Raw genomic sequence first — 18,123 nt, forward strand, 5'->3', positions numbered from 1 at the left:
GACGCGATGGGTATCGCCGGGCAGTCATCGGTGCACATCCTGGCCGAGTGGTACCGCCCCGCCATCACCGACGAGCCGCTCGGCCGCAGTATCGCCCGGATCATTGAGACCGCGGCGGCGGTGTCCGCCAGCGGCTCCCCAGTGAGGCTCCGTGCGACCCTGGCCATCCCCGACGACGAGATCGTCTTCGCGGTCTTCGATTCCGCGTCTGAGCAGACAGTTGCGCAGGTGTGCCGGGAGGCGGGCTGCCCGGCTCAGCGGCTGACGGCCGGCATCGATATCCGATTCTGGCGCCGGTCCCCCAAGTTCAGCTGAGCTCGGCCAACTCCAGCCGGGTGTCGCCGTAACGGCGCGAGGGCCACGCTGCCCAACCCTCCGGCCAGCCCACCGCTGGACTGGAGGCGGCCCGCTCGATCACCACGACGGTGCCCGGGACCGCCCAGCCGCCGGCGGTCAACAACCCGGGCAGCGCGTCGATCGCGGCGGCATCGACCTCGTAGGGCGGATCGGCCAGCACCAGATCCACCGGCGTCTCGGTACCCCCGGTCAGCACTGTGGCCACCGTGCCGCGGCGCAGCACTGCACCGGCCAGCCGCAGTGCGGCGATATTGGCGGCCAGCACATCGGCGGCGCGTCGGTCCGATTCGACGAACAGCGCGGTCGCCGCGCCCCGCGACAGCGCCTCCAAGCCCAGCGCCCCTGACCCGGCATACAGGTCCAATACCGCCATCCCGGTCAGGTCCATCCGGGAATCCAGCACGTTGAACAGCGCCTCGCGCACCCGATCGGTGGTTGGCCGGGTCCCGCGCGGTGGCACGGCGAGGCGTCGTCCACCGGCTGCACCGCCGACGATGCGGGTCAGCTCAGCACCACCAGGAGATCCCCGCCTTCGACCTGCGCGGTCTCGGCAACGGCCACCCGCGCCACCGTCCCGTCGGCCGGCGCGGTGATGGCGGCCTCCATTTTCATCGCCTCGATGGTGGCGACGGTCTGCCCGGCGGTGACCTGATCCCCCTCGGCCACCCCGATGGTGACCACGCCGGCGAACGGTGCGGCGATATGGCCCGGCTTGGTGCGGTCGGCCTTTTCGGCTACCGGCACTTCGCTGGCGATGCTGCGGTCACGCACCTCCACCGGCCGCAGTTGACCGTTGATGATGCACATCACGGTCCGCATGCCGCGCTCATCCGGCTCGGAGATGGCCTCGAGCCCGATCAGCAGCTCTACGCCGCGTTCGAGTCGAACCCGGTGCTCCTCGCCCTGCCTCAGTCCGTAGAAGAACTGGTTTGCCGACAATTGTGAGGTGTCGCCGTAGAGGTCCCGATGCTCCTCGAATTCCTTTGTGGGTCCGGGAAACAGCAGCCGGTTCAGCGTGGCCTGCCGCTTCGGTCCGGTGAGCGCCAACGCAGCCTCGTCGTCGGCGGACAACTGCTGCATCTCGCGCGCCGGCCCCCGTCCGGCTAACGCCTTGGTGCGCAACGGCTCCGGCCACCCGCCGGCCGGCTCCCCCAGTTCCCCGCGCAGGAATCCGATCACCGAATCGGGAATGTCCACCCGCGCCGGGTCGGCCGCGAACTCCTCGGCTGTGATGCCGGCGCCGACCAGAGCAAGCGCCAGATCACCGACCACCTTCGAACTCGGGGTGACCTTGATCAATCGACCCAGCACCGCATCAGCTCCGGCGTAGTTCGCTTCGATCTCCTCGAACCGGTCGGCCAGCCCCAGCGCCTTGGCCTGCTGGTGCAGGTTGGACAGCTGACCGCCCGGGATCTCGTGACGGTACACCCGCCCGGTCGGCCCGGCCAGCCCGGACTCGAACGGCGCGTAGACCTTTCGCACCCCTTCCCAGTAGGGCTCCAAGTCACATACCGCCGACAACGACAGGCCGGTGTCGAAATCGGTGTGCGCCGCTGCGGCAACGATCGAGCTCAGCGCGGGCTGACTGGTGGTGCCGGCCAGCGGTGCAGCTGCCCCGTCCACGGCGTCGGCGCCGGCGTGCCAGGCCGCCTCATAGGTAGCCAGCTGCCCACCCGGGGTGTCGTGGGTATGAACGTGGATAGGTAGGTCGAAGCGACTCCGTAGCGCGCTGACCAGCGTGGTGGCTGCGGCGGGGCGCAGCAACCCGGCCATGTCCTTGATGGCCAGCACATGGGCGCCGGCATCCACAATCTCCTCGGCCAGCCGCAGGTAGTAGTCGAGTGTGTAGAGCTTCTCCGCAGGGTTTGTCAGGTCGCCGGTGTAGCACATGGCGACTTCGGCTACCGCACTGCCGGTTTCGCGCACTGCGTCGATCGCGGGGCGCATCGAGTCGACGTTGTTGAGCGCATCGAAGATCCGGAAGATGTCAATCCCAGTTGCCGTCGCCTCTTGCACGAACGCCGAACACACCAGCTCCGGATACGGGGTGTAGCCGACGGTGTTGCGGCCCCGCAACAGCATCTGCAGACAGATGTTCGGCAGTGACTCACGCAGCACCGCCAACCGCTCCCACGGATCTTCCTTCAAAAACCGCAGCGCCACATCGTAGGTCGCGCCGCCCCAGCACTCCATCGACAGCAACTGCGGGGTGGTGCGGGCGATGTACGGCGCAACATTGAGCAGGCCCTTGGTGCGCAACCGGGTAGCCAACAGTGACTGATGCGCATCCCGGAAAGTCGTCTCGGTAACCCCGACGGCGGGCGATTCCCGCATCCAACGGGCGAATCCCTCCGGCCCCAGCGCCATCAGTCGTTGCTTGGAGCCCGCCGGCGGCGCAGTGGACAGATCGACCTTGGGCAGCTTGTCGCGCGGGTATACCGCCGAAGGTCGTGCACCGTGGGGCTGATTGACGGTGACGTCGGCCAGGTAAGTCAGGATCTTGGTGCCGCGGTCGGCCGATGCGTGCGAGGTCAACAGTTGCGGGCGTTCATCGATGAACGACGTGGTGATGTGTCCGGCCCGGAAGTCGGGATCGTCGAGCACCGCCTGCAGGAACGGAATGTTCGTCGAAACCCCCCGGATGCGGAATTCGGCGATCGCCCGGCGCGCCCGATTCACGGCGGTGGAAAAGTCCCGGCCTCGGCAGGTCAGTTTGACCAGCATCGAGTCGAAATGCGGGCTGATCTCCGCGCCGAGGTTGGTGCCCCCGTCCAGCCGGATTCCGGCCCCGCCCGGACTGCGGTACGCGGTGATCCGGCCGGTGTCGGGCCGGAAGCCGTTGGCCGGATCCTCGGTGGTGATCCGGCACTGAAGTGCTGCGCCGTGCAAGACGATGTCGTCTTGCCGCAGCCCCAGATCATCGAGGGACTGCCCGGCCGCGACCCGCAGCTGAGACGAGACCAGGTCCACGTCGGTGATCTCCTCAGTGACGGTGTGCTCCACCTGAATCCGCGGATTCATCTCAATGAACACGTAGTTGCCACGTTCGTCGAGCAGGAATTCCACCGTGCCGGCGCAGCTGTAGTCGATATGCCGGGCGAACTTCACGGCGTCGGCGCAGATCTTCTCCCGCAGCACCGGATCCAGGTTCGGAGCCGGCGCCAACTCGACGACCTTCTGATGCCGGCGCTGGACGCTGCAGTCGCGCTCATACAAATGCACCACGTTGCCATGGGTGTCGGCCAGGATCTGCACTTCGATGTGGCGCGGGTTGATCACCGCCTGTTCGAGGTACACCGTCGCGTCACCGAAAGCTGATTCGGCTTCCCGGCTGGCGGCTTCGATGGCCTCGGCCAGCCCGCCGATCTCGGCCACCCGTCGCATTCCGCGACCGCCCCCACCCGCGACCGCCTTGACGAACAGCGGGAACGACATATCGGCTGCGGCTGCCATCAATTCGTCGACCGAACGCGACGGCTCCGATGCCGCCAGCACCGGCAGCCCGGCTTCGCGGGCGGCAGCCACGGCATGCGCCTTGTTGCCGGCCAGCGCCAGTACGGCCGCGCTGGGCCCGACGAAGGTGATGCCGGCATCGGCACACGCCTGCGCCAGGTGGGGATTCTCCGAGAGGAAGCCGTAGCCGGGATAAACCGCATCAGCGCCGCACCGTTTGGCGGTGGCGACGATCGCCTCCACCGACAGGTAGCCGCGTACCGGGTGCCCGGGCTCGCCGATCTGGTAGGACTCGTCGGCTTTGAGCCGGTGCACCGAATTGCGGTCTTCGTAGGCGTAGACCGCCACCGTGTCGATTCCCAGTTCATAGGCGGCGCGAAACGCCCGGATGGCGATCTCTCCGCGGTTGGCGACCAGCAGTTTGGAGATCACAGGGCACCCCTTAAATCAGCGTCAACCAGTAATCCTGAAATCTGATGAATACCAACAGGAATAACGCGATAAACCATAACGCAGTCAGCGTCCACCGCCACCGGTGCAAATGCTGCAAATTCTTGCGTACAGAACCTGACTCGAATGCCATGCCTGCGAATATCACCAGCAGGAACAGCGTGACCGCCCAGACCACCATGCAGTACGGGCACAACGCGCCGATCCGGTAGAGACTCTGGAAGATCAGCCAGTGCACAAACCCGGCTCCGGCCAGCGTGCCGAGCAGCAAGCCAGTCCAATACCACTGCGGCAAAGGCACTTTCGTCACCGCCAGCACGCCGGTGACGACCACCACGGTGAAGGCGACAATGCCCATCAGCGGGTTGGGGAAACCCAGCACGGAGGCCTGCGGGGTGACCATCACCGATCCGCAGGACAGCACCGGGTTGAGGTTGCACGACGGCACGTATCCCGAGTCCGTGAGCAGCTTGATCTTCTCGACGGTCAACGTGACCGAGGCGGCCAGCCCGATGACTCCGCCGATGAGCACCGCCCAAGCCCGGGACGCCGCCACCGGCACCGCCTGTTCGGGCGGTTCGACCGCCGAAGCCGTGATGGTCACGACTCCTGGGCCGGTACGTCCATGCCCGGTAGGTCACCGACGATCTCGCGGATCTTGGAGACCAGGGCTTCGGGAGTCGAGGGGCGGTAGTCCTCGCCGTTGATGCGCAGCGTGGGAGTGGCGTGGATGCCGCCGGCCTGGGCCATACCGCCCACCATCTTGAGGTACTTCCCACTGTTGATACACGCCGGAACAGTGCCGGCGGCGCCGGCTTGGCGGGCCAGTTCGATCAGACGCTTGTTGTCGGGAAACTCGGTCCCGATCTCCGACGGCTGCAGCTGCTCGGTGTAGAGCGCGGTGTGGAACCGCCGGAAGGCGTCGTTGTTCTCGTCGGCGACGCAGTAGGCGGCGGCACCGGCGCGCGAGGAGTAGTTGTCGTTCTGCGGCCGGTCCAGGATCGCGACCATGTGGTAGTCCGCGGCGATCGCCCCGCTGTCGATCAGCCGCGACACCGTCGGGCCGAACGCCCGCTCCAGGTTGCCGCAGGCCGGGCAGAGGAAGTCCTCGTAGAAGGTCAGCACGGCCTTGGGTTCATCGGTCCCGTCCTTGGTGACCAGCTTGCTCGAGGTGACCCGGATCGCCTCGCCGGCGCCGGCGCCCTTCTTGTGACCGTTGGACACCACGATGTAGCCGATGAGTCCCACCGCGAAGACCACCACGATGGCGACGAGCCCGATCTGCATAGCGAGGTTGCGTTTCTGGTCGCCGGCCCTCAAGCCGGAGACGCCGGGGCGTTTGGGTTTGCTGGCCACAGTCGGTTGGTCCTCGTCTTCGGTGGTCGGTTTTGCGGTTCAGCGTACCGGCGTGGGCCGGGAGCCTCAGCCGCGGCTGAGGTGGGCGCGCAGTGCCGAGATCAACTCGGAGGTGCCGGTGGCGCTGCCGCCGCCCAGGCCGAACAGATTGATGAAGCCGTGCGTCAGCGACCGCATCCGCCGCAGGTCGACCACCACTCCGGCGTCACGCAGCGCCGCCGCGAACAATTCGCCCTCGTCACGCAGCGGGTCGAAACCGGCGACCACGACCAGCGCGGGCGGCAACCCGGACAGGTCGCCGGCCAGCAACGGCGACACCCGCGGGTCGGTCGGGTCCAGCTTCGAGGTGCCCACGTATTGGCTGGTGAACCATTCGATGTCGTGCTTGGTCAGCAGGAAGCCGTCGCCGAACAGCGTCCGTGAGCGGGTCTGGGCGGTCTGGTCGGTCACCGGGTAGATCAGCCACTGCAGGATGGGCGCCGGTCCCCCCTCATCACGTGCCAGCAGTGCCACCGCGGCGGCCAGGTTGCCGCCGGCGCTGTCCCCACCGACGGCAACCCGTCCCGGGATGCCACCCAGCTCCGCGGCGTGGTCATGGGCCCATCGGAATGCTGCAAAGGCATCGTCGAGCGCCGCCGGTGCGGGATGCTCGGGCGCCAGCCGGTAGTCCACCGAGAGCACCGCGATGTCACCGTCCCGGCAGGTCAACCGGCAGATCGCGTCGTGACTGTCCAGGTTGCCGATCACGAATCCGCCACCGTGGTAGAAGACCAGCAGCGGCTTGGCACCACCACCGACCGGACGGTAGTGCCGGGCGGTGATGTCGCCGGCCGGTCCGGGGAACACGATGTCGCGAACGTCGACGTGGATATCGCCGCCGCCGAGCCCGGCGGTCGTCTCGCGTAGCCGGGCGCGGGAAGCATCCGCGTCGTCGCCGATGACCAAGCCGTTGATGCCCATCGCGCGCTGCGCGGCCAGCGTCAACCGCAGGGTGGGGTCCAACGTCGTGCCGTCGATGGTCACCGACCGTCCGCCGGTCAGCGCCCGCTGTACCCCGATAGGCAGCATCGGAACCGCCTTCATGCCGACGGTCATGAGGGTGCTCCGCAGCTGGTCGGTCCATCGCGCACCCGGTCCGGAACCGGGGTCGCCTGGCAGACTTCGTGTCATGGCTGCTGGAGATAACTTGCGCTCGGTCACGCTCAACGACGGTAATTCCATCCCCAGCGTCGGTTTCGGGGTTTACAAGATTTCGCCCGCCGAGACCGAGCAGGCGGTCAGTACCGCACTTGCGGCCGGATACCGCCACCTCGACACTGCGGCCCTGTACGGAAACGAGCGGGAGGTCGGTCGTGCCGTCGCGGCATCAGGGTTGCCGCGCGACCAGGTGTACGTGGTCACCAAGGTGTGGAACTCCGATCAGGGCTACGACTCGACGCTGAGGGCATTCGAGGCGAGCATGGACCGGCTCGGCCTGGAATGCCTGGACCTCTACCTGATCCACTGGCCGTTGCCGGCCCGCGGCAAATTCGTCGAGACCTTCCGGGCGCTGGCCCACCTGCGGGATCAGGGCCGGATCCGCTCGATCGGGGTGAGCAACTTCGCGCCTGAACACCTCGAGACGCTCATCGACGGAACTGGGATCGTGCCTGTCGTCAACCAGGTCGAGCTACATCCGCGCTTCAACCAAGCCGAACTGCGTGAGGTGCACGCTCGCCTCGGGATCGCCACCGAAGCCTGGGCGCCGCTGGGTCGGGGTTCGCTGCTGGCGCATCCGAAGGTCACCGAGGTGGCGCGCCGTTGCGACAAGACACCGGCGCAGGTGCTGATCCGGTGGCATCTCCAACTGGGTAATATTGTGATTCCGAAATCGGTCCACCCGGAGCGCATCGTCGGCAATTTCGACGTCTTCGACTTCGAACTCGGCACAGGAGAGATGGCCGAGATATCCTCGCTCGACGACGGCGCCCGACTGGGACCCGATCCGCGAACCTTCGATTACACAGGTAGGTGAAATGACGTCGGGCACTGCGATCCCTTCGGTCACCCTCAACGACGACCGCACCATGCCGACGCTGGGCATCGGGGTGGCCGAATTGTCCGACGCCGAAACCGAGCGGGCGGTCTCGACCGCGCTCGAGCTGGGCTGCCGGTTGATCGACACCGCCAAGGTGTACGGCAACGAGGCCGCGGTGGGCCGGGCGATCGCCGCATCGGGGATCCCCCGCGATGAGGTGTTCGTCACCACCAAGCTGGCGAACGCCGACCAGGGGCTGACCGCCGCCATCGAAGCCTGCAAGGGAAGCCTGGAGCGGCTCGGAATGGACTATGTGGACCTCTACCTGATCCACTGGCCGGCCCCGTCGCTGGGCATGTACGTCGACAGCTTCGGCGGGCTGATCCAGATCCGGGAGCTGGGCCTGGCCCGGTCCATCGGGGTGTGCAATTTCACCTCGGAACACCTCGACGACGTGATCGACCTGGCGTTCGAGACGCCGTCGGTCAACCAGATCGAGCTGCACCCGCTGCTCAACCAGGCGGAGCTGCGTGCCGCCAACGCCGAGCGCGGCATCGTCACGGAGGCTTACAGCCCGCTGGCGGTGGGCCGGTTGCTCGACCATCCGACGGTGACGGCTATCGCCGGCGAGTACGGCAAGACCCCGGCGCAGGTGCTGATCCGGTGGAGCCTGCAACTGGGCAACGTGGTGATCCCCCGGTCGGCCCAGCCGGAGCGCATCGCGGCCAACCTCGACGTGTTCGGCTTCGAGCTGGCCGACGAGCACATGGCGAGCCTGGGCGGGCTCAATGACGGCACTCGGGTGCGGGAAGACCCGCTGACCTACGCCGGTATCTGATTCCGTCCGCGCGACTAACCGGTCGGGCAGGTGGCCGCGGCCTCGCGCAGCACGTCGGCTGAGGGCTGATCGAGCCGCAGTGCGTAGCCCCGCAGGACCGCTAGGTAAGCGACGGCGTACTGGCAGGCGAACGATCTGTTCGGCGGCATCCACTGCCCCGGCCCGGCGTCGCCCTTGTCCTGGTTGCCCTGCCCGGCGACCGCCAGCAGGTTGGCGGGGTCGTTGGCGAAGCGCAACCGCTGGCGATACGGCCAGGCGGAGGCACCCATGTCCCAGGCGTAGGCCAGCGGCACGATGTGGTCGATCTGCACCGCCTCACCGACCTTCGCGCCGCGGGTGAAGGCGACGACGGTGTTGGTGTAGGGGTCATGCAGGGTTCCGCTGGCCACCGCGCCGGCGCAGCGTTTGGTCGACACGTGGGTGATGTCCACGAGATCGCGGTTCAGGATGTCGTCGCGGGTGTCGCAACCGTTGTGTCCGCCCGGTGCGTCGTTGTCGTCATCCCAGGCGTCGCCGAACAGCGAGCGACGGTAGTCGTAGCGGTGGGTGCGGGCCGGAACCACCGTGATGCCGGCCAGGACATCGGTGCCGGGCGCCACGATGGGCATGCCCGCCTGCGCGGCCAGGGCACGGCTGCGATGCCCCACCGCAGACACCGTCTGGTAGGCCACCAGTACGGCGAGCACCGCCGCCACGGCCAGCCACAGCAGGGTCTTGCGATTCGGGTTCATGCCTTGTCCAGGTACTCGATGTCGGTGAAATGCGCAGCGAGCGCCGTTGGGCCGGGATCACCCGGGTTGGCTGCGAAGGCCCTGTCGCACCACGCCCTGGCCGCCTCGATGACCTCGCCGTGGTCGGCCAGTGACAATAACTTCAGGCCACCGCGCCAACCGGATTGGTTGCGGCCCAGCACATCTCCTTCACCGCGCTCCCGCAGATCCAGATCGGCCAGCGCGAACCCGTCCAGCGTGCCGGCCACGGCCTCCAGTCGCTTGCCGGCCCGGGAGCCCTCGGCGGCCGCGGTGACCAGCAGGCACAGGCTGGCGTGCTCGCCACGCCCGATCCGTCCGCGCAGCTGGTGCAGCTGGCTGATGCCGAACCGGTCGGCATCGGCCACCACCATCACCGTCGCGTTCGGCACATCGACGCCCACCTCGATCACGGTGGTGCACACCAGCACGTCCACCGTCCCCGCCCGGAACGCGCTCATCACCGCGTCCTTCTCGTCAGCGGACAACCGGCCATGCATCAAACCGAGCCGCAATCCGGCCAGCGGCCCGGCTCCCAGGCGCTGGTAGAGGTCTACCGCCGTCGCCGACGGGCGGGCCTCACCCTGCTCTTGATCGCCGGCCTGCGCAGATTCGTCGGTCTCATCGATGCGCGGCGCCACCACATATGCCTGCCGGCCGGCTGCGACCTCCTCGCGGATGCGCTGCCAGGCCCGCTGCAGCCAGGCCGGTTTGGACTTTTCGAAGATCACCGAGGACCGGATCGGCTGGCGCCCACGGGGCAGCTCACGCAGCGTGGAAGTCTCCAGATCGCCGTAGACGGTCAGCGCGACGGTCCGCGGGATCGGCGTGGCGGTCATCACCAGCAGATGCGGGGTGATGCCCTCGGGCGCCTTGGCGCGCAATTGGTCTCGCTGTTCCACGCCGAAGCGATGCTGCTCGTCGATGACCACCATGCCCAGGTTGTGAAACGCCACGGCGTCCTGCAGCAGGGCATGCGTACCGACCACGATCCCGGCTGTGCCGCTGGTGATCTCAGCACGGACCTGCTTCTTGGCGGGCGCCGACATCGACCCGGTGAGCAACGCCACCGCGGTGGCGTTGTCCGCGCCGCCGAGCTGTCCCCCCAGGGCCAGCGGTCCGAGCATGTCTCGAATCGACCGAACATGCTGGGCGGCAAGCACTTCGGTCGGAGCAAGCAGCGCGCACTGATAACCCGCGTCGACCATCTGCAGCATCGCCAGCAGTGCCACGATCGTCTTACCGGAACCGACTTCGCCCTGCAGCATCCGGTTCATCGGGCGGGTTGCGGCCAGTTCAGATCGCAACACACCGAGCACTTCTTGCTGACCTGCTGTCAGCTCGAAGGGCAGCCGCGCCACCATTTCCGCGGCCAACCCGTCGGTACGGGCCGGGGCCGGCGGCCCGGACTCGGAGAGCTCGCCGTTGCGGCGGATAGCCAGCGCCCACTGCAGCCCGACCGCCTCGTCGAAGGTCAGTCGCTCCCTGGCCCGCGCCCGCTGGGCAGCGCTCTCGGCCAAGTGGATCGCGCGAAGCGCCTCGTCCTCGCCGATCAGGCCGCGTTCGGCCAGCAATGCGGCCGGCAGCGGATCCGGTACTGGGTCGAGCACTTCGAGAACCTGTCGCACACAGGCGAAGATGTCCCAGCTCTGCAATTTGGTGCTGGCCGGGTAGATCGGATAGCAGGCCCGTTCGAACTCCGACTGCAGCACTTCGCCGCTTATCGCCTGAGACGCATCGGCGATGTTGCGCAGCGAGTCACTGCCGAAGTTGTCCTTGTCCGGCGCGTCCAGGATGAGGAAGTCGGGATGGGTCAGTTGCAGCTTGCGCTTGAAATAGCCCACCTCGCCGGACAGCATCACCCGGGTCCCGGGGGTGAGTTTGTATTTCAGGCCGCGCGCGTTGAAGAACGTGGCGCTGACCTTTTTCTGGCCGCTGCCCAGGGTGATCACCAGGTATTCGTTGGGTCGTCGGCCCGGCTGAGTCCTCATCGGTTTGGCCACGGCGGTGGCAATGGTGTCGACCAGCGTGATGTGTTCGCCTTCGAGCGCCTGGGCGTCGTCGAGGCCGCGTTTCGTTGCGCCCTCGACGTAGCTGCGCGGGTAGTGCCGCAGCAGGTCGTCGACGGTACGGATGCCGAAGAACTCGTCGAGTTTGCCGGCGGCATCAGAACCCACCACGCAGTCCAGCCGGTCGGCCAACGTGACCATCGCTACTCGACCCCGATCAGCAGCGCGTCCCCCCGATGGCCGGTGAAGTAGGTCGCCAGTTCGGTTCCCGGGTGCTGATCGTGCACGTGCCGGGCCAAGACATCCATGATCTCCCCATCGAAACCGGCCCCGAACAACACCGTCACCAGCTCACCGCCGGCCGCCAGCAGCAGATCGATCAGACCGATCGCCGCCGCGCCGACATCGCGGGCCACGATCAGAACCTCGTCGCCGGCGATGCCCAGGCCGTCACCCGGCTGGCAGGCACCGGCCCAGGTCAGCGCCTGTTCGGTAGCCACCCGGACCGATCCGAGCCGGGTGCTGCCAGCTGCCCGAGCCATGGTGTAGCCGTCATCGACCACCGGCCGGCCCGGATCGTGAACCGCCAGGGCGGACAATCCCTGCACCATCGAGCCAGTCGGCACCGGCACCACGTCGATACCCCAGCCGATGGCCGCCGTACAGCCCGCCACCAGCTCCTCGGCGGCGACATAGCCGTTGGGCAGCAGCATCACCTGGGCTGCGCCGGTGTCCACCACCGCCCGCAACAGCTGCTGGGCGGTGACCATCATGACCGGCTCGGCACTGTGCGGGTCGGGCCGCAGCACGCAGGCGCCTTCGGAGTCGAACAGCACCTCGGCGCCGTCGCCGTCGACCACGGCCAGCACCGCACGCTCCCGTGCCCAGCTGCCCGGGGACGGGCCGGTGGCCCCGGCCAGGGCCGAGATCTGGATCCGTCGCGGCCGGCCGAAGGCCAGGCCGGCCTCAACGGCCGCACCGGCGTCGTCGGTATGGACGTGCACGGAATACCCGCCGACCACCCCCGAGGTCGCGATCGCGACCGAGTCGCCGAGCTGGGTCAGCCGTTCACGCAGGGCTTCGGTGTCTTCGGGGCTGCACTCGCCGAGGAGGTACATCACCTCGAACTGCGGCGCGGGTGCCTCGGTGCCCGCTTCCGGCGGCCGGGGCCGGGGAGAGGGTTGATACACCGCGCGAACCGGCGCCTGTCCGGTGATCGTCGAGCGCAGCGCGTCGAGCAGCACCAGCAGCCCGCGGCCGCCCGCGTCGACCACCCCGGCCTCGGCGAGCACGTCAAGCTGTGCGGTGGTCGCCTCCAGCGCCTCGGCCGCCGCATCGGTGCCGGCCACCAGCGCCGGGCCCAACTCGGCCCCCTGCGCCGCGCTCCGCTCGACGGCTGCGGCGGCAGCCTGCAGCACCGACACGATGGTGCCCGGGACCTCCCGGCCGCCCATCGAGGTGATCACCAGCTCGACCCCGTGCCGCAGACCGGCGCCCAGCAGCGCGGCGTCGATGACGCTGACTACCGTGTCGGCCGCGGTCACATCGGCCAGTCCGCGCAGGATCTGCGACAGAATCACCCCGGAGTTGCCGCGCGCACCGTGCAGCGCCCCGGATGACAGCGCGGCCGCGACCCGGCCCACTTGGCCCGAGCCGGCCTCGGTGTTGGCCTCAGCCAGGGCCGAACGCATGGTGAACAGCATGTTGGTTCCGGTGTCGGAATCGGCGACCGGGAACACGTTGAGCTGGTTGATCTCGTCGGTGTGGGTGATCAGGTCCCCGACGGCAGTGTGTGCCCAGTCCCGCAGGGTCGCCGCATCCAGCCGACGATCGGGGTTGCCCACCTCCACCCACCTTCCTGCCGCCACCTCCGGTGGCCGCAAGCCTAATCACTCCCGGCGACAGCACAGGTCACGTACGTCCGGCCGGGATGGGGCGTTTTGGTGGTTGCCCCGCCGGGCGGGTATCCTGATCAGGTTGTCGGGCCACCCGCTGAGGTCGTTGGCCCTCAAGCAGACGTTTTGAGGAGTGTCACATATGGCTGCCGTGTGCGATATCTGCGGAAAGGGCCCCGGCTTCGGCAAGTCGGTGTCCCACTCGCACCGTCGGACCAGCCGCCGGTGGGACCCGAACGTTCAGGTCGTGCACGCCGCTCGTCCCGGCGGCAACAAGCAGCGCCTGAACGCCTGCACCTCGTGCATCAAGGCCGGCAAGGTCTCCCGCGGCTGAGTCCGCTCTTTAGACCGCGTGGCGGGACACCCGTCCCTCCTACGCGGATGTGCGACTGCCTGAGCCGTATTACTCCAGTCGCCAGTCGATCGGCTCGGCGCCCATCTGCGCCAGCAGCTCGTTGGCGCGACTGAACGGCCGCGATCCGAAGAACCCGCGCGACGCCGACAGCGGCGACGGGTGCGGTGACTCGATCGCGACGCAGCTGTCCGACAGCATCGGCTTGAGCGTGCCCGCGTCGCGTCCCCACAGGATCGCCACCATCGGCTGACTGCGGGCCACCAACGCGCGGATCGCACATTCGGTGACAGCCTCCCAGCCCTTGCCGCGATGTGATGCCGGGGTGCCCGGCCGCACGGTGAGCACCCTGTTGAGCAGCAGCACGCCTCGCTGCGCCCACACGGACAGATCGCCGTTGGACGGCTTGGGATAGCCCAGATCCGTGGTGTACTCGGTGAAGATGTTCTCCAGACTGCGCGGCAGCGGGCGCACGTGCGGAGCGACCGAGAAGCTCAGACCCACCGCATGACCGGGCGTCGGGTACGGGTCCTGTCCGACGATCAGCACCCGGACCTGGTCAAAGGGAAAGGTGAAGGCGCGCAGTACGTTTTTCCCCTCCGGAAGATAGCGATGCCCGGCCGCGACCTCCTCCCGCAGAAACTGTCCCATCGAAGCGACCTGATCGGTCACCGGCGCCAGCGCACTGGCCCAACCGCTTTCGACAAGTTCAGGAAGTGGACGCGCAGTCATGGTGTCTCAACGTAATGGGGCGCCGGAATCAAACGACTGCCAGCCCGCCTCCCCGTCCCACACCGCCCCGTCGACCAGCACCCGCGCCGGCCCCGCCAGCACCTGCCCAATGGCCCGCCAACCGGAGGGCACCACACCAGAGAACGCGGCGACCAGGGCATGATCTTCTCCCCCGCCCAGCACCCACGACCACGCATCGGCACCGACGGCGGCAGCCGCGGGGGCCACGGCACGGTAATCGGGCTCCAGCGCCGCCGTGGACACTTCCAACGTCACCTGCGACGCGGCGGCCAGGTGCCCCAGATCGGCGATCAGGCCGTCGGAGACATCGGTCATCGCCTGCGCCCCCGCGTCGGCCGCCGCCGTGCCCTGCCCGTACGGCGGCTCCGGGACCAGATGCCGCCGCCTCAGCTCCGCAAATTCCGCTGAGCCCACGCCGTCACTGCACAGCCGCAGCCCCGCCGCCGAGCGGCCCAGCTCCCCGGCCACCGCCAGCGTCGCCCCGGGCCGCGCTCCAGACCGCAGCACCGCCATCCGACCGCCCAGGTCCCCCAGCGCCGTCACCGACACCACCCAGCAGTCGGCCTGGACCAGATCACCACCGGCCACGCCCGCCCCCAGGCGCTCCGCCTCGGCCCACATCCCGTCGGCCAGTGCGGCGGCGTCGGCGGCAGGAGTTCGGGCCGGCGCACCGAAACCGACGACGAACGCGGTGGGGCGCGCACCCATCGCCTCGATATCGGCCGCGTTCTGCGCGATCGCCTTGCGCCCGACCTGCTGTGGGGTTGACCAGTCCAGCCGGAAGTGCCGGCCTTCCACCAGCATGTCGGTGGACACCACGGCTCGGCCGTCGGCGCACTGCACCACCGCCGCATCGTCCCCGGGGCCCAGCTGCGTGGTGGCGGGCTGACGTCGCCCGGCCACCAGCCGGTCGATCATGGGAAACTCTCCAAGCTGACCCAGCGTGGGCTCGTTACCGCGCACAGCCTGGAGTGTAGGTGTGATCAGAACGGTAGGCGGGCCTTGACCAATCCGGAGAACGACGCGGACGGACCGCCGCGACTCGCGCTGATCGTTGCACTGGTGGTCGCCGTCGCGGCGGTATTGGCGGCGCTGACGGTCGCCGCGCTCCACCAGCCGGGCAAGCGACCGGCTGCACCGGTCCCGGTCGCGACAGTGCCGGCCCCGCACGCCGACAGCGCGGACTGCCGTGCCATCCTCGACGCGCTGCCGCCTCAGCTGGGCGACTACCAGCGCGCCGAGCTCGCCGCGCCGGCGCCGCAGGGCGCCGCGGCCTGGACCGCCGACGACGGCGAGGCGGTGGTGCTGCGCTGCGGGCTGGACCGGCCGGCCGACTTCGTGGTGGGCTCACCCATCCAGGTGGTCGATCACGTGCAGTGGTTCGAGGTCCGCGAAGGCGACCGCGCCACCTGGTATGTGGTGGACCGGAAGATCTATCTGGCGCTGACACTGCCGCCGGGGTCAGGGCCCACGCCGATTCAGGAGGTGTCGGATCTGATCGCCGAGACCGTGGACGCGGTGCCGATCAGGCCGGGCCCACCGGCCTAGTGAACGTGCGCAAAAACGCTTGCGCCCGCGGCGTGTCGGCCGGGGACACGCACACTCGCCGCAAAAGGGGCTAACGCAATCCGACCCCGCGGGCCAGGGCGGTGTCGACCATCGTCGCCAGCAGCGTTGGGTAGTCGACGCCGCTGGCCGACCACATCCGCGGGTACATCGAGATTGTGGTGAATCCGGGCATGGTGTTGATCTCGTTGATCACCGGGCCGGCGTCGGTCAGGAAGAAATCCACCCGGGCCAGCCCTTGGCAGTCCAGCGCGGCGAACGCCCGAATCGCCAACTGCTGCACGGCTTCGGCGACCTCGTCGTCGATCTTGGCGGGCACGTCGAGTTCGGCCGCATCGTCGAGGTACTTGGTGGCGAAGTCGTAGAACGAGTCGTCACGGTCAGCCACGCCGGCCACCCGGATCTCCCCCACCGTGCTGGCGGCCACCGTGCCGTCGGGGAACTCCAGTACCCCGCACTCGATTTCCCGGCCGACGATCGCGGCCTCGACAATGACCTTCGGGTCATGCCGGCGTGCCTCGGCGATCGCGGCGGGAAGCTCGTCGTACGACGTCACCCGGCTGACCCCGATCGAGGACCCGCCGCGCGCCGGTTTGACGAACAGCGGCAGCCCCAGCCGCTCCCGATCGTCGATGGACAAGGTCTGCTGGGCGGCCCGCAACACCGCGTAGGGGCCGATAGGCAGGCCGTCGGCGGCCAGCAGCTTCTTGGTGAACTCCTTGTCCATGCCCGCCGCGCTGGCCAGCACGCCGGCACCGACATAGGGCACCCCGGCCAACTCCAGCAGTCCCTGCACGGTGCCGTCCTCGCCGTAGGGGCCGTGCAGCACCGGAAACACCACGTCGACCGACTCCAGCACCTCTGCGGGCCCGGCAGCGGAGAAGGCGACCAGCTGACCGGCCCGCTGCGGGTCGGCCGCCAGCGCCAGTTCGGCGCCCGAGGCCGCGCTGACCGCCGGCAGTTGCCGGTCGGTGATCGCCAGCGTTTCCGGGTCACCGTCGGTGAGCACCCACGCCCCCTCCGGGGTGATGCCTACTGCGACGACCTCGAAGCGTTGCGGGTCCAGGTTGCGCAGGATGCTGCCCGCCGAGACGCAGGAGATGGCGTGCTCGCTACTGCGGCCACCGAAGACGACGGCCACGCGGGTGCGTTCGTGGGAATTCACACGCCAGAGGGTACCGGGCGGTTAGCGAGCCTCGACGGAGGAGAGGCGAAGCTGGACCGCCCCATAAACCGGGCGGTTAGCGAGCCTCGACGGAGGAGAGGCGAAGCTGGACCGCCCCATAAACCGGGCGCGGCTCACTCCGGTTTGGTGCGACGGCCCAGCAGCAGCGCCACCGCCTCACTGACCGACGAACCCTTGTGACAGACCCGGTGCACGGCGTCGGTCAGCGGCATCTCCACGTCGTAGCTCGAGGCCAGCGCCAGCACCGACTGGCACGACGTCACCCCTTCGACCACATGGCCGTCTGTGGTGCTCGACAGCCCTGTCGACCCGGGTACCGGCGGCATTGCCTCGCCCCGGCCGAGCCGCTCGCCGAACGAGCGGTTGCGCGAATGCGGCGATGTGCAGGTGGCCACCAAATCGCCCACGCCGGCCAGGCCGGCCAGGGTGGCGCCCTTGGCGCCCAGCGCGACTCCCAGGCGAATGATCTCGGCCAGGCCCCGGGTGATGATGGCGGCCGCCGTGTTCTCACCCAAGCCCACTCCGGCCGCCATTCCGCAGGCCAACGCGATGACGTTCTTGCAGGCGCCGCCGATCTCGGTGCCGATGACGTCGGCGTTGGTGTAAGGCCGGAAGTAGCCGGTGTTGAGCATCCGCTGCAGCGCCACCGCCCGGCCGGAGTCAGTGCAGGCGACCACGGTGGCCGCGGGCTGCCCGGCGGCGATCTCCGCCGCCAGGTTGGGACCGGACACCACCGCGACCTGACCGGGGTCGAATCCCGTCACCGCCGCGATCACCTGGCTCATCCGCATCAGCGTGCCCAGTTCGATGCCCTTGGCGACGCTCACCAGGGTGGCGCTGTCGGTCAGGTGCGGCGTCCATGCCTGCAGGTTGGCCCGCATGGTCTGCGCCGGCACGGCCAGCACCACGGTGGTCAAGCCGTCCAGCGCCTCGGCCGGATCACTGGTGGCGCGTACCGCGTCCGGTACCGCGAAGCCCGGCAGGTAGGCGGGGTTGTGTCGCGTGTCGTTGATCTGCGCGGCGATGTCGGGCCGGCGTGCCCAGAGCCTGACTTCGCTGCCGGCGTCGGCGAGCACCTTGGCCAGAGCCGTGCCCCACGCACCCGCGCCCATCACCGCGACCGTGCCCTCGGCGCCGACCAT

Annotated in this window: 17 protein-coding genes; 5 read left to right on the top strand and 12 right to left on the bottom strand. The window is 68.7% G+C overall.

Annotated features, from left to right (window positions below; genetic code table 11):
* Window positions 1-6: 6 nt before the first annotated feature.
* Window positions 7-315, top strand: a complete 309-nt coding sequence (locus K3U94_RS15280; protein WP_047319344.1) for a hypothetical protein — start codon at window positions 7-9, stop codon at window positions 313-315.
* Here K3U94_RS15280 and rsmD read toward each other — a convergent pair.
* The 5 genes from rsmD to K3U94_RS15305 all read right to left on the bottom strand — a co-directional run bounded on the left by rsmD (window position 308) and on the right by K3U94_RS15305 (window position 6,786).
* Complete coding sequence (rsmD, locus tag K3U94_RS15285) at window positions 308-862, bottom strand: 16S rRNA (guanine(966)-N(2))-methyltransferase RsmD (RefSeq protein WP_220696820.1); 555 nt, start codon at window positions 860-862, stop codon at window positions 308-310. The two genes, K3U94_RS15280 and rsmD, sit on opposite strands and share 8 nt — an antisense overlap.
* Entirely contained in the window at window positions 859-4,242 is a 3,384-nt protein-coding gene (locus tag K3U94_RS15290; protein WP_220694255.1) for a pyruvate carboxylase, read from the bottom strand. The genes rsmD and K3U94_RS15290 overlap by 4 nt, the downstream gene beginning before the upstream one ends.
* A 10-nt stretch (window positions 4,243-4,252) precedes the next feature.
* Entirely contained in the window at window positions 4,253-4,864 is a 612-nt protein-coding gene (locus K3U94_RS15295) for a vitamin K epoxide reductase family protein (RefSeq protein WP_220694256.1), read from the bottom strand.
* Window positions 4,861-5,616 (bottom strand): DsbA family protein, encoded by a 756-nt coding sequence (locus tag K3U94_RS15300; RefSeq protein WP_047319347.1) that lies wholly within the window; start codon window positions 5,614-5,616, stop codon window positions 4,861-4,863. The genes K3U94_RS15295 and K3U94_RS15300 overlap by 4 nt, the downstream gene beginning before the upstream one ends.
* Window positions 5,617-5,682: 66 nt before the next feature.
* Entirely contained in the window at window positions 5,683-6,786 is a 1,104-nt protein-coding gene (locus K3U94_RS15305; protein WP_047319348.1) for an alpha/beta hydrolase, read from the bottom strand.
* Here K3U94_RS15305 and K3U94_RS15310 point away from each other — a divergent pair.
* Together K3U94_RS15310 and K3U94_RS15315 are read left to right on the top strand one after the other, a co-directional pair.
* The gene (locus K3U94_RS15310; RefSeq protein ID WP_220694257.1) at window positions 6,785-7,630 is read left to right on the top strand and encodes an aldo/keto reductase; all 846 of its coding nucleotides are present in this window, start codon (window positions 6,785-6,787) and stop codon (window positions 7,628-7,630) included. The two genes, K3U94_RS15305 and K3U94_RS15310, sit on opposite strands and share 2 nt — an antisense overlap.
* A gap of 1 nt (window position 7,631) precedes the next feature.
* Window positions 7,632-8,471: an aldo/keto reductase gene (locus tag K3U94_RS15315; RefSeq protein ID WP_220694258.1), complete on the top strand. Its 840-nt coding sequence runs from the start codon at window positions 7,632-7,634 to the stop codon at window positions 8,469-8,471.
* Between the two features lie 14 nt (window positions 8,472-8,485).
* On the opposite strand, the gene K3U94_RS15320 is transcribed toward K3U94_RS15315, so the two are convergent.
* From K3U94_RS15320 to fakA, 3 genes are read right to left on the bottom strand one after another with little or no spacing between them, the layout of a single operon-like run.
* Window positions 8,486-9,202 (bottom strand): HNH endonuclease family protein, encoded by a 717-nt coding sequence (locus K3U94_RS15320; protein ID WP_220694259.1) that lies wholly within the window; start codon window positions 9,200-9,202, stop codon window positions 8,486-8,488.
* Window positions 9,199-11,430 (bottom strand): ATP-dependent DNA helicase RecG, encoded by a 2,232-nt coding sequence (recG, locus tag K3U94_RS15325; protein WP_220694260.1) that lies wholly within the window; start codon window positions 11,428-11,430, stop codon window positions 9,199-9,201. The genes K3U94_RS15320 and recG overlap by 4 nt, the downstream gene beginning before the upstream one ends.
* Window positions 11,431-11,432: 2 nt before the next feature.
* Window positions 11,433-13,073, bottom strand: a complete 1,641-nt coding sequence (gene fakA, locus K3U94_RS15330) for a fatty acid kinase ATP-binding subunit FakA (RefSeq protein ID WP_047319430.1) — start codon at window positions 13,071-13,073, stop codon at window positions 11,433-11,435.
* Between the two features lie 193 nt (window positions 13,074-13,266).
* Between fakA and rpmB the strand changes: the two genes are divergently transcribed.
* Window positions 13,267-13,458, top strand: coding sequence for a 50S ribosomal protein L28 (gene rpmB, locus K3U94_RS15335; protein WP_047319352.1), 192 nt, complete (start codon window positions 13,267-13,269; stop codon window positions 13,456-13,458).
* Window positions 13,459-13,527: 69 nt separating this feature from the next.
* Here the strand turns inward: rpmB and K3U94_RS15340 are convergent, their stop codons facing one another.
* Both K3U94_RS15340 and K3U94_RS15345 read right to left on the bottom strand, forming a co-directional pair.
* A complete protein-coding gene (locus K3U94_RS15340; protein WP_220694261.1) occupies window positions 13,528-14,208 on the bottom strand; it encodes a uracil-DNA glycosylase in 681 nt (226 codons plus the stop codon).
* Between the two features lie 6 nt (window positions 14,209-14,214).
* Window positions 14,215-15,192, bottom strand: a complete 978-nt coding sequence (locus K3U94_RS15345; protein WP_267878326.1) for a thiamine-phosphate kinase — start codon at window positions 15,190-15,192, stop codon at window positions 14,215-14,217.
* A gap of 39 nt (window positions 15,193-15,231) precedes the next feature.
* On the opposite strand from K3U94_RS15345, the gene K3U94_RS15350 reads away from it, so the two are divergent.
* Window positions 15,232-15,777 carry a DUF3515 domain-containing protein gene (locus K3U94_RS15350; protein WP_220694262.1) on the top strand — a complete coding sequence of 182 codons (546 nt, stop codon included), beginning with the start codon at window positions 15,232-15,234 and terminating at the stop codon, window positions 15,775-15,777.
* Window positions 15,778-15,847: 70 nt separating this feature from the next.
* Here the strand turns inward: K3U94_RS15350 and K3U94_RS15355 are convergent, their stop codons facing one another.
* Complete coding sequence (locus tag K3U94_RS15355; RefSeq protein ID WP_220694263.1) at window positions 15,848-16,960, bottom strand: D-alanine--D-alanine ligase family protein; 1,113 nt, start codon at window positions 16,958-16,960, stop codon at window positions 15,848-15,850.
* Between the two features lie 134 nt (window positions 16,961-17,094).
* On the bottom strand, window positions 17,095-18,123 hold the full coding sequence (locus tag K3U94_RS15360; RefSeq protein ID WP_220694264.1) for an NAD(P)H-dependent glycerol-3-phosphate dehydrogenase: 1,029 nt from the start codon (window positions 18,121-18,123) through the stop codon (window positions 17,095-17,097).

Origin of the sequence: Mycolicibacter heraklionensis, assembly GCF_019645815.1 — a bacterium.
Lineage (GTDB): Bacteria > Actinomycetota > Actinomycetes > Mycobacteriales > Mycobacteriaceae > Mycobacterium > Mycobacterium heraklionense.

Excerpts from the sequence above, each read along its gene's own strand:
- K3U94_RS15280 (WP_047319344.1), top strand. The coding sequence starts at position 7 with ATGGGTATCGCCGGGCAGTCATCGGTGCACATCCTGGCCGAGTGGTAC.
- K3U94_RS15310 (WP_220694257.1), top strand. The coding sequence starts at position 6,785 with ATGGCTGCTGGAGATAACTTGCGCTCGGTCACGCTCAACGACGGTAAT.
- K3U94_RS15305 (WP_047319348.1), bottom strand. The coding sequence starts at position 6,786 with ATGACACGAAGTCTGCCAGGCGACCCCGGTTCCGGACCGGGTGCGCGA.
- K3U94_RS15315 (WP_220694258.1), top strand. The coding sequence starts at position 7,632 with ATGACGTCGGGCACTGCGATCCCTTCGGTCACCCTCAACGACGACCGC.
- K3U94_RS15320 (WP_220694259.1), bottom strand. The coding sequence starts at position 9,202 with ATGAACCCGAATCGCAAGACCCTGCTGTGGCTGGCCGTGGCGGCGGTG.
- recG (WP_220694260.1), bottom strand. The coding sequence starts at position 11,430 with ATGGTCACGTTGGCCGACCGGCTGGACTGCGTGGTGGGTTCTGATGCC.
- rpmB (WP_047319352.1), top strand. The coding sequence starts at position 13,267 with ATGGCTGCCGTGTGCGATATCTGCGGAAAGGGCCCCGGCTTCGGCAAG.
- K3U94_RS15340 (WP_220694261.1), bottom strand. The coding sequence starts at position 14,208 with ATGACTGCGCGTCCACTTCCTGAACTTGTCGAAAGCGGTTGGGCCAGT.
- K3U94_RS15360 (WP_220694264.1), bottom strand. The coding sequence starts at position 18,123 with ATGGTCGGCGCCGAGGGCACGGTCGCGGTGATGGGCGCGGGTGCGTGG.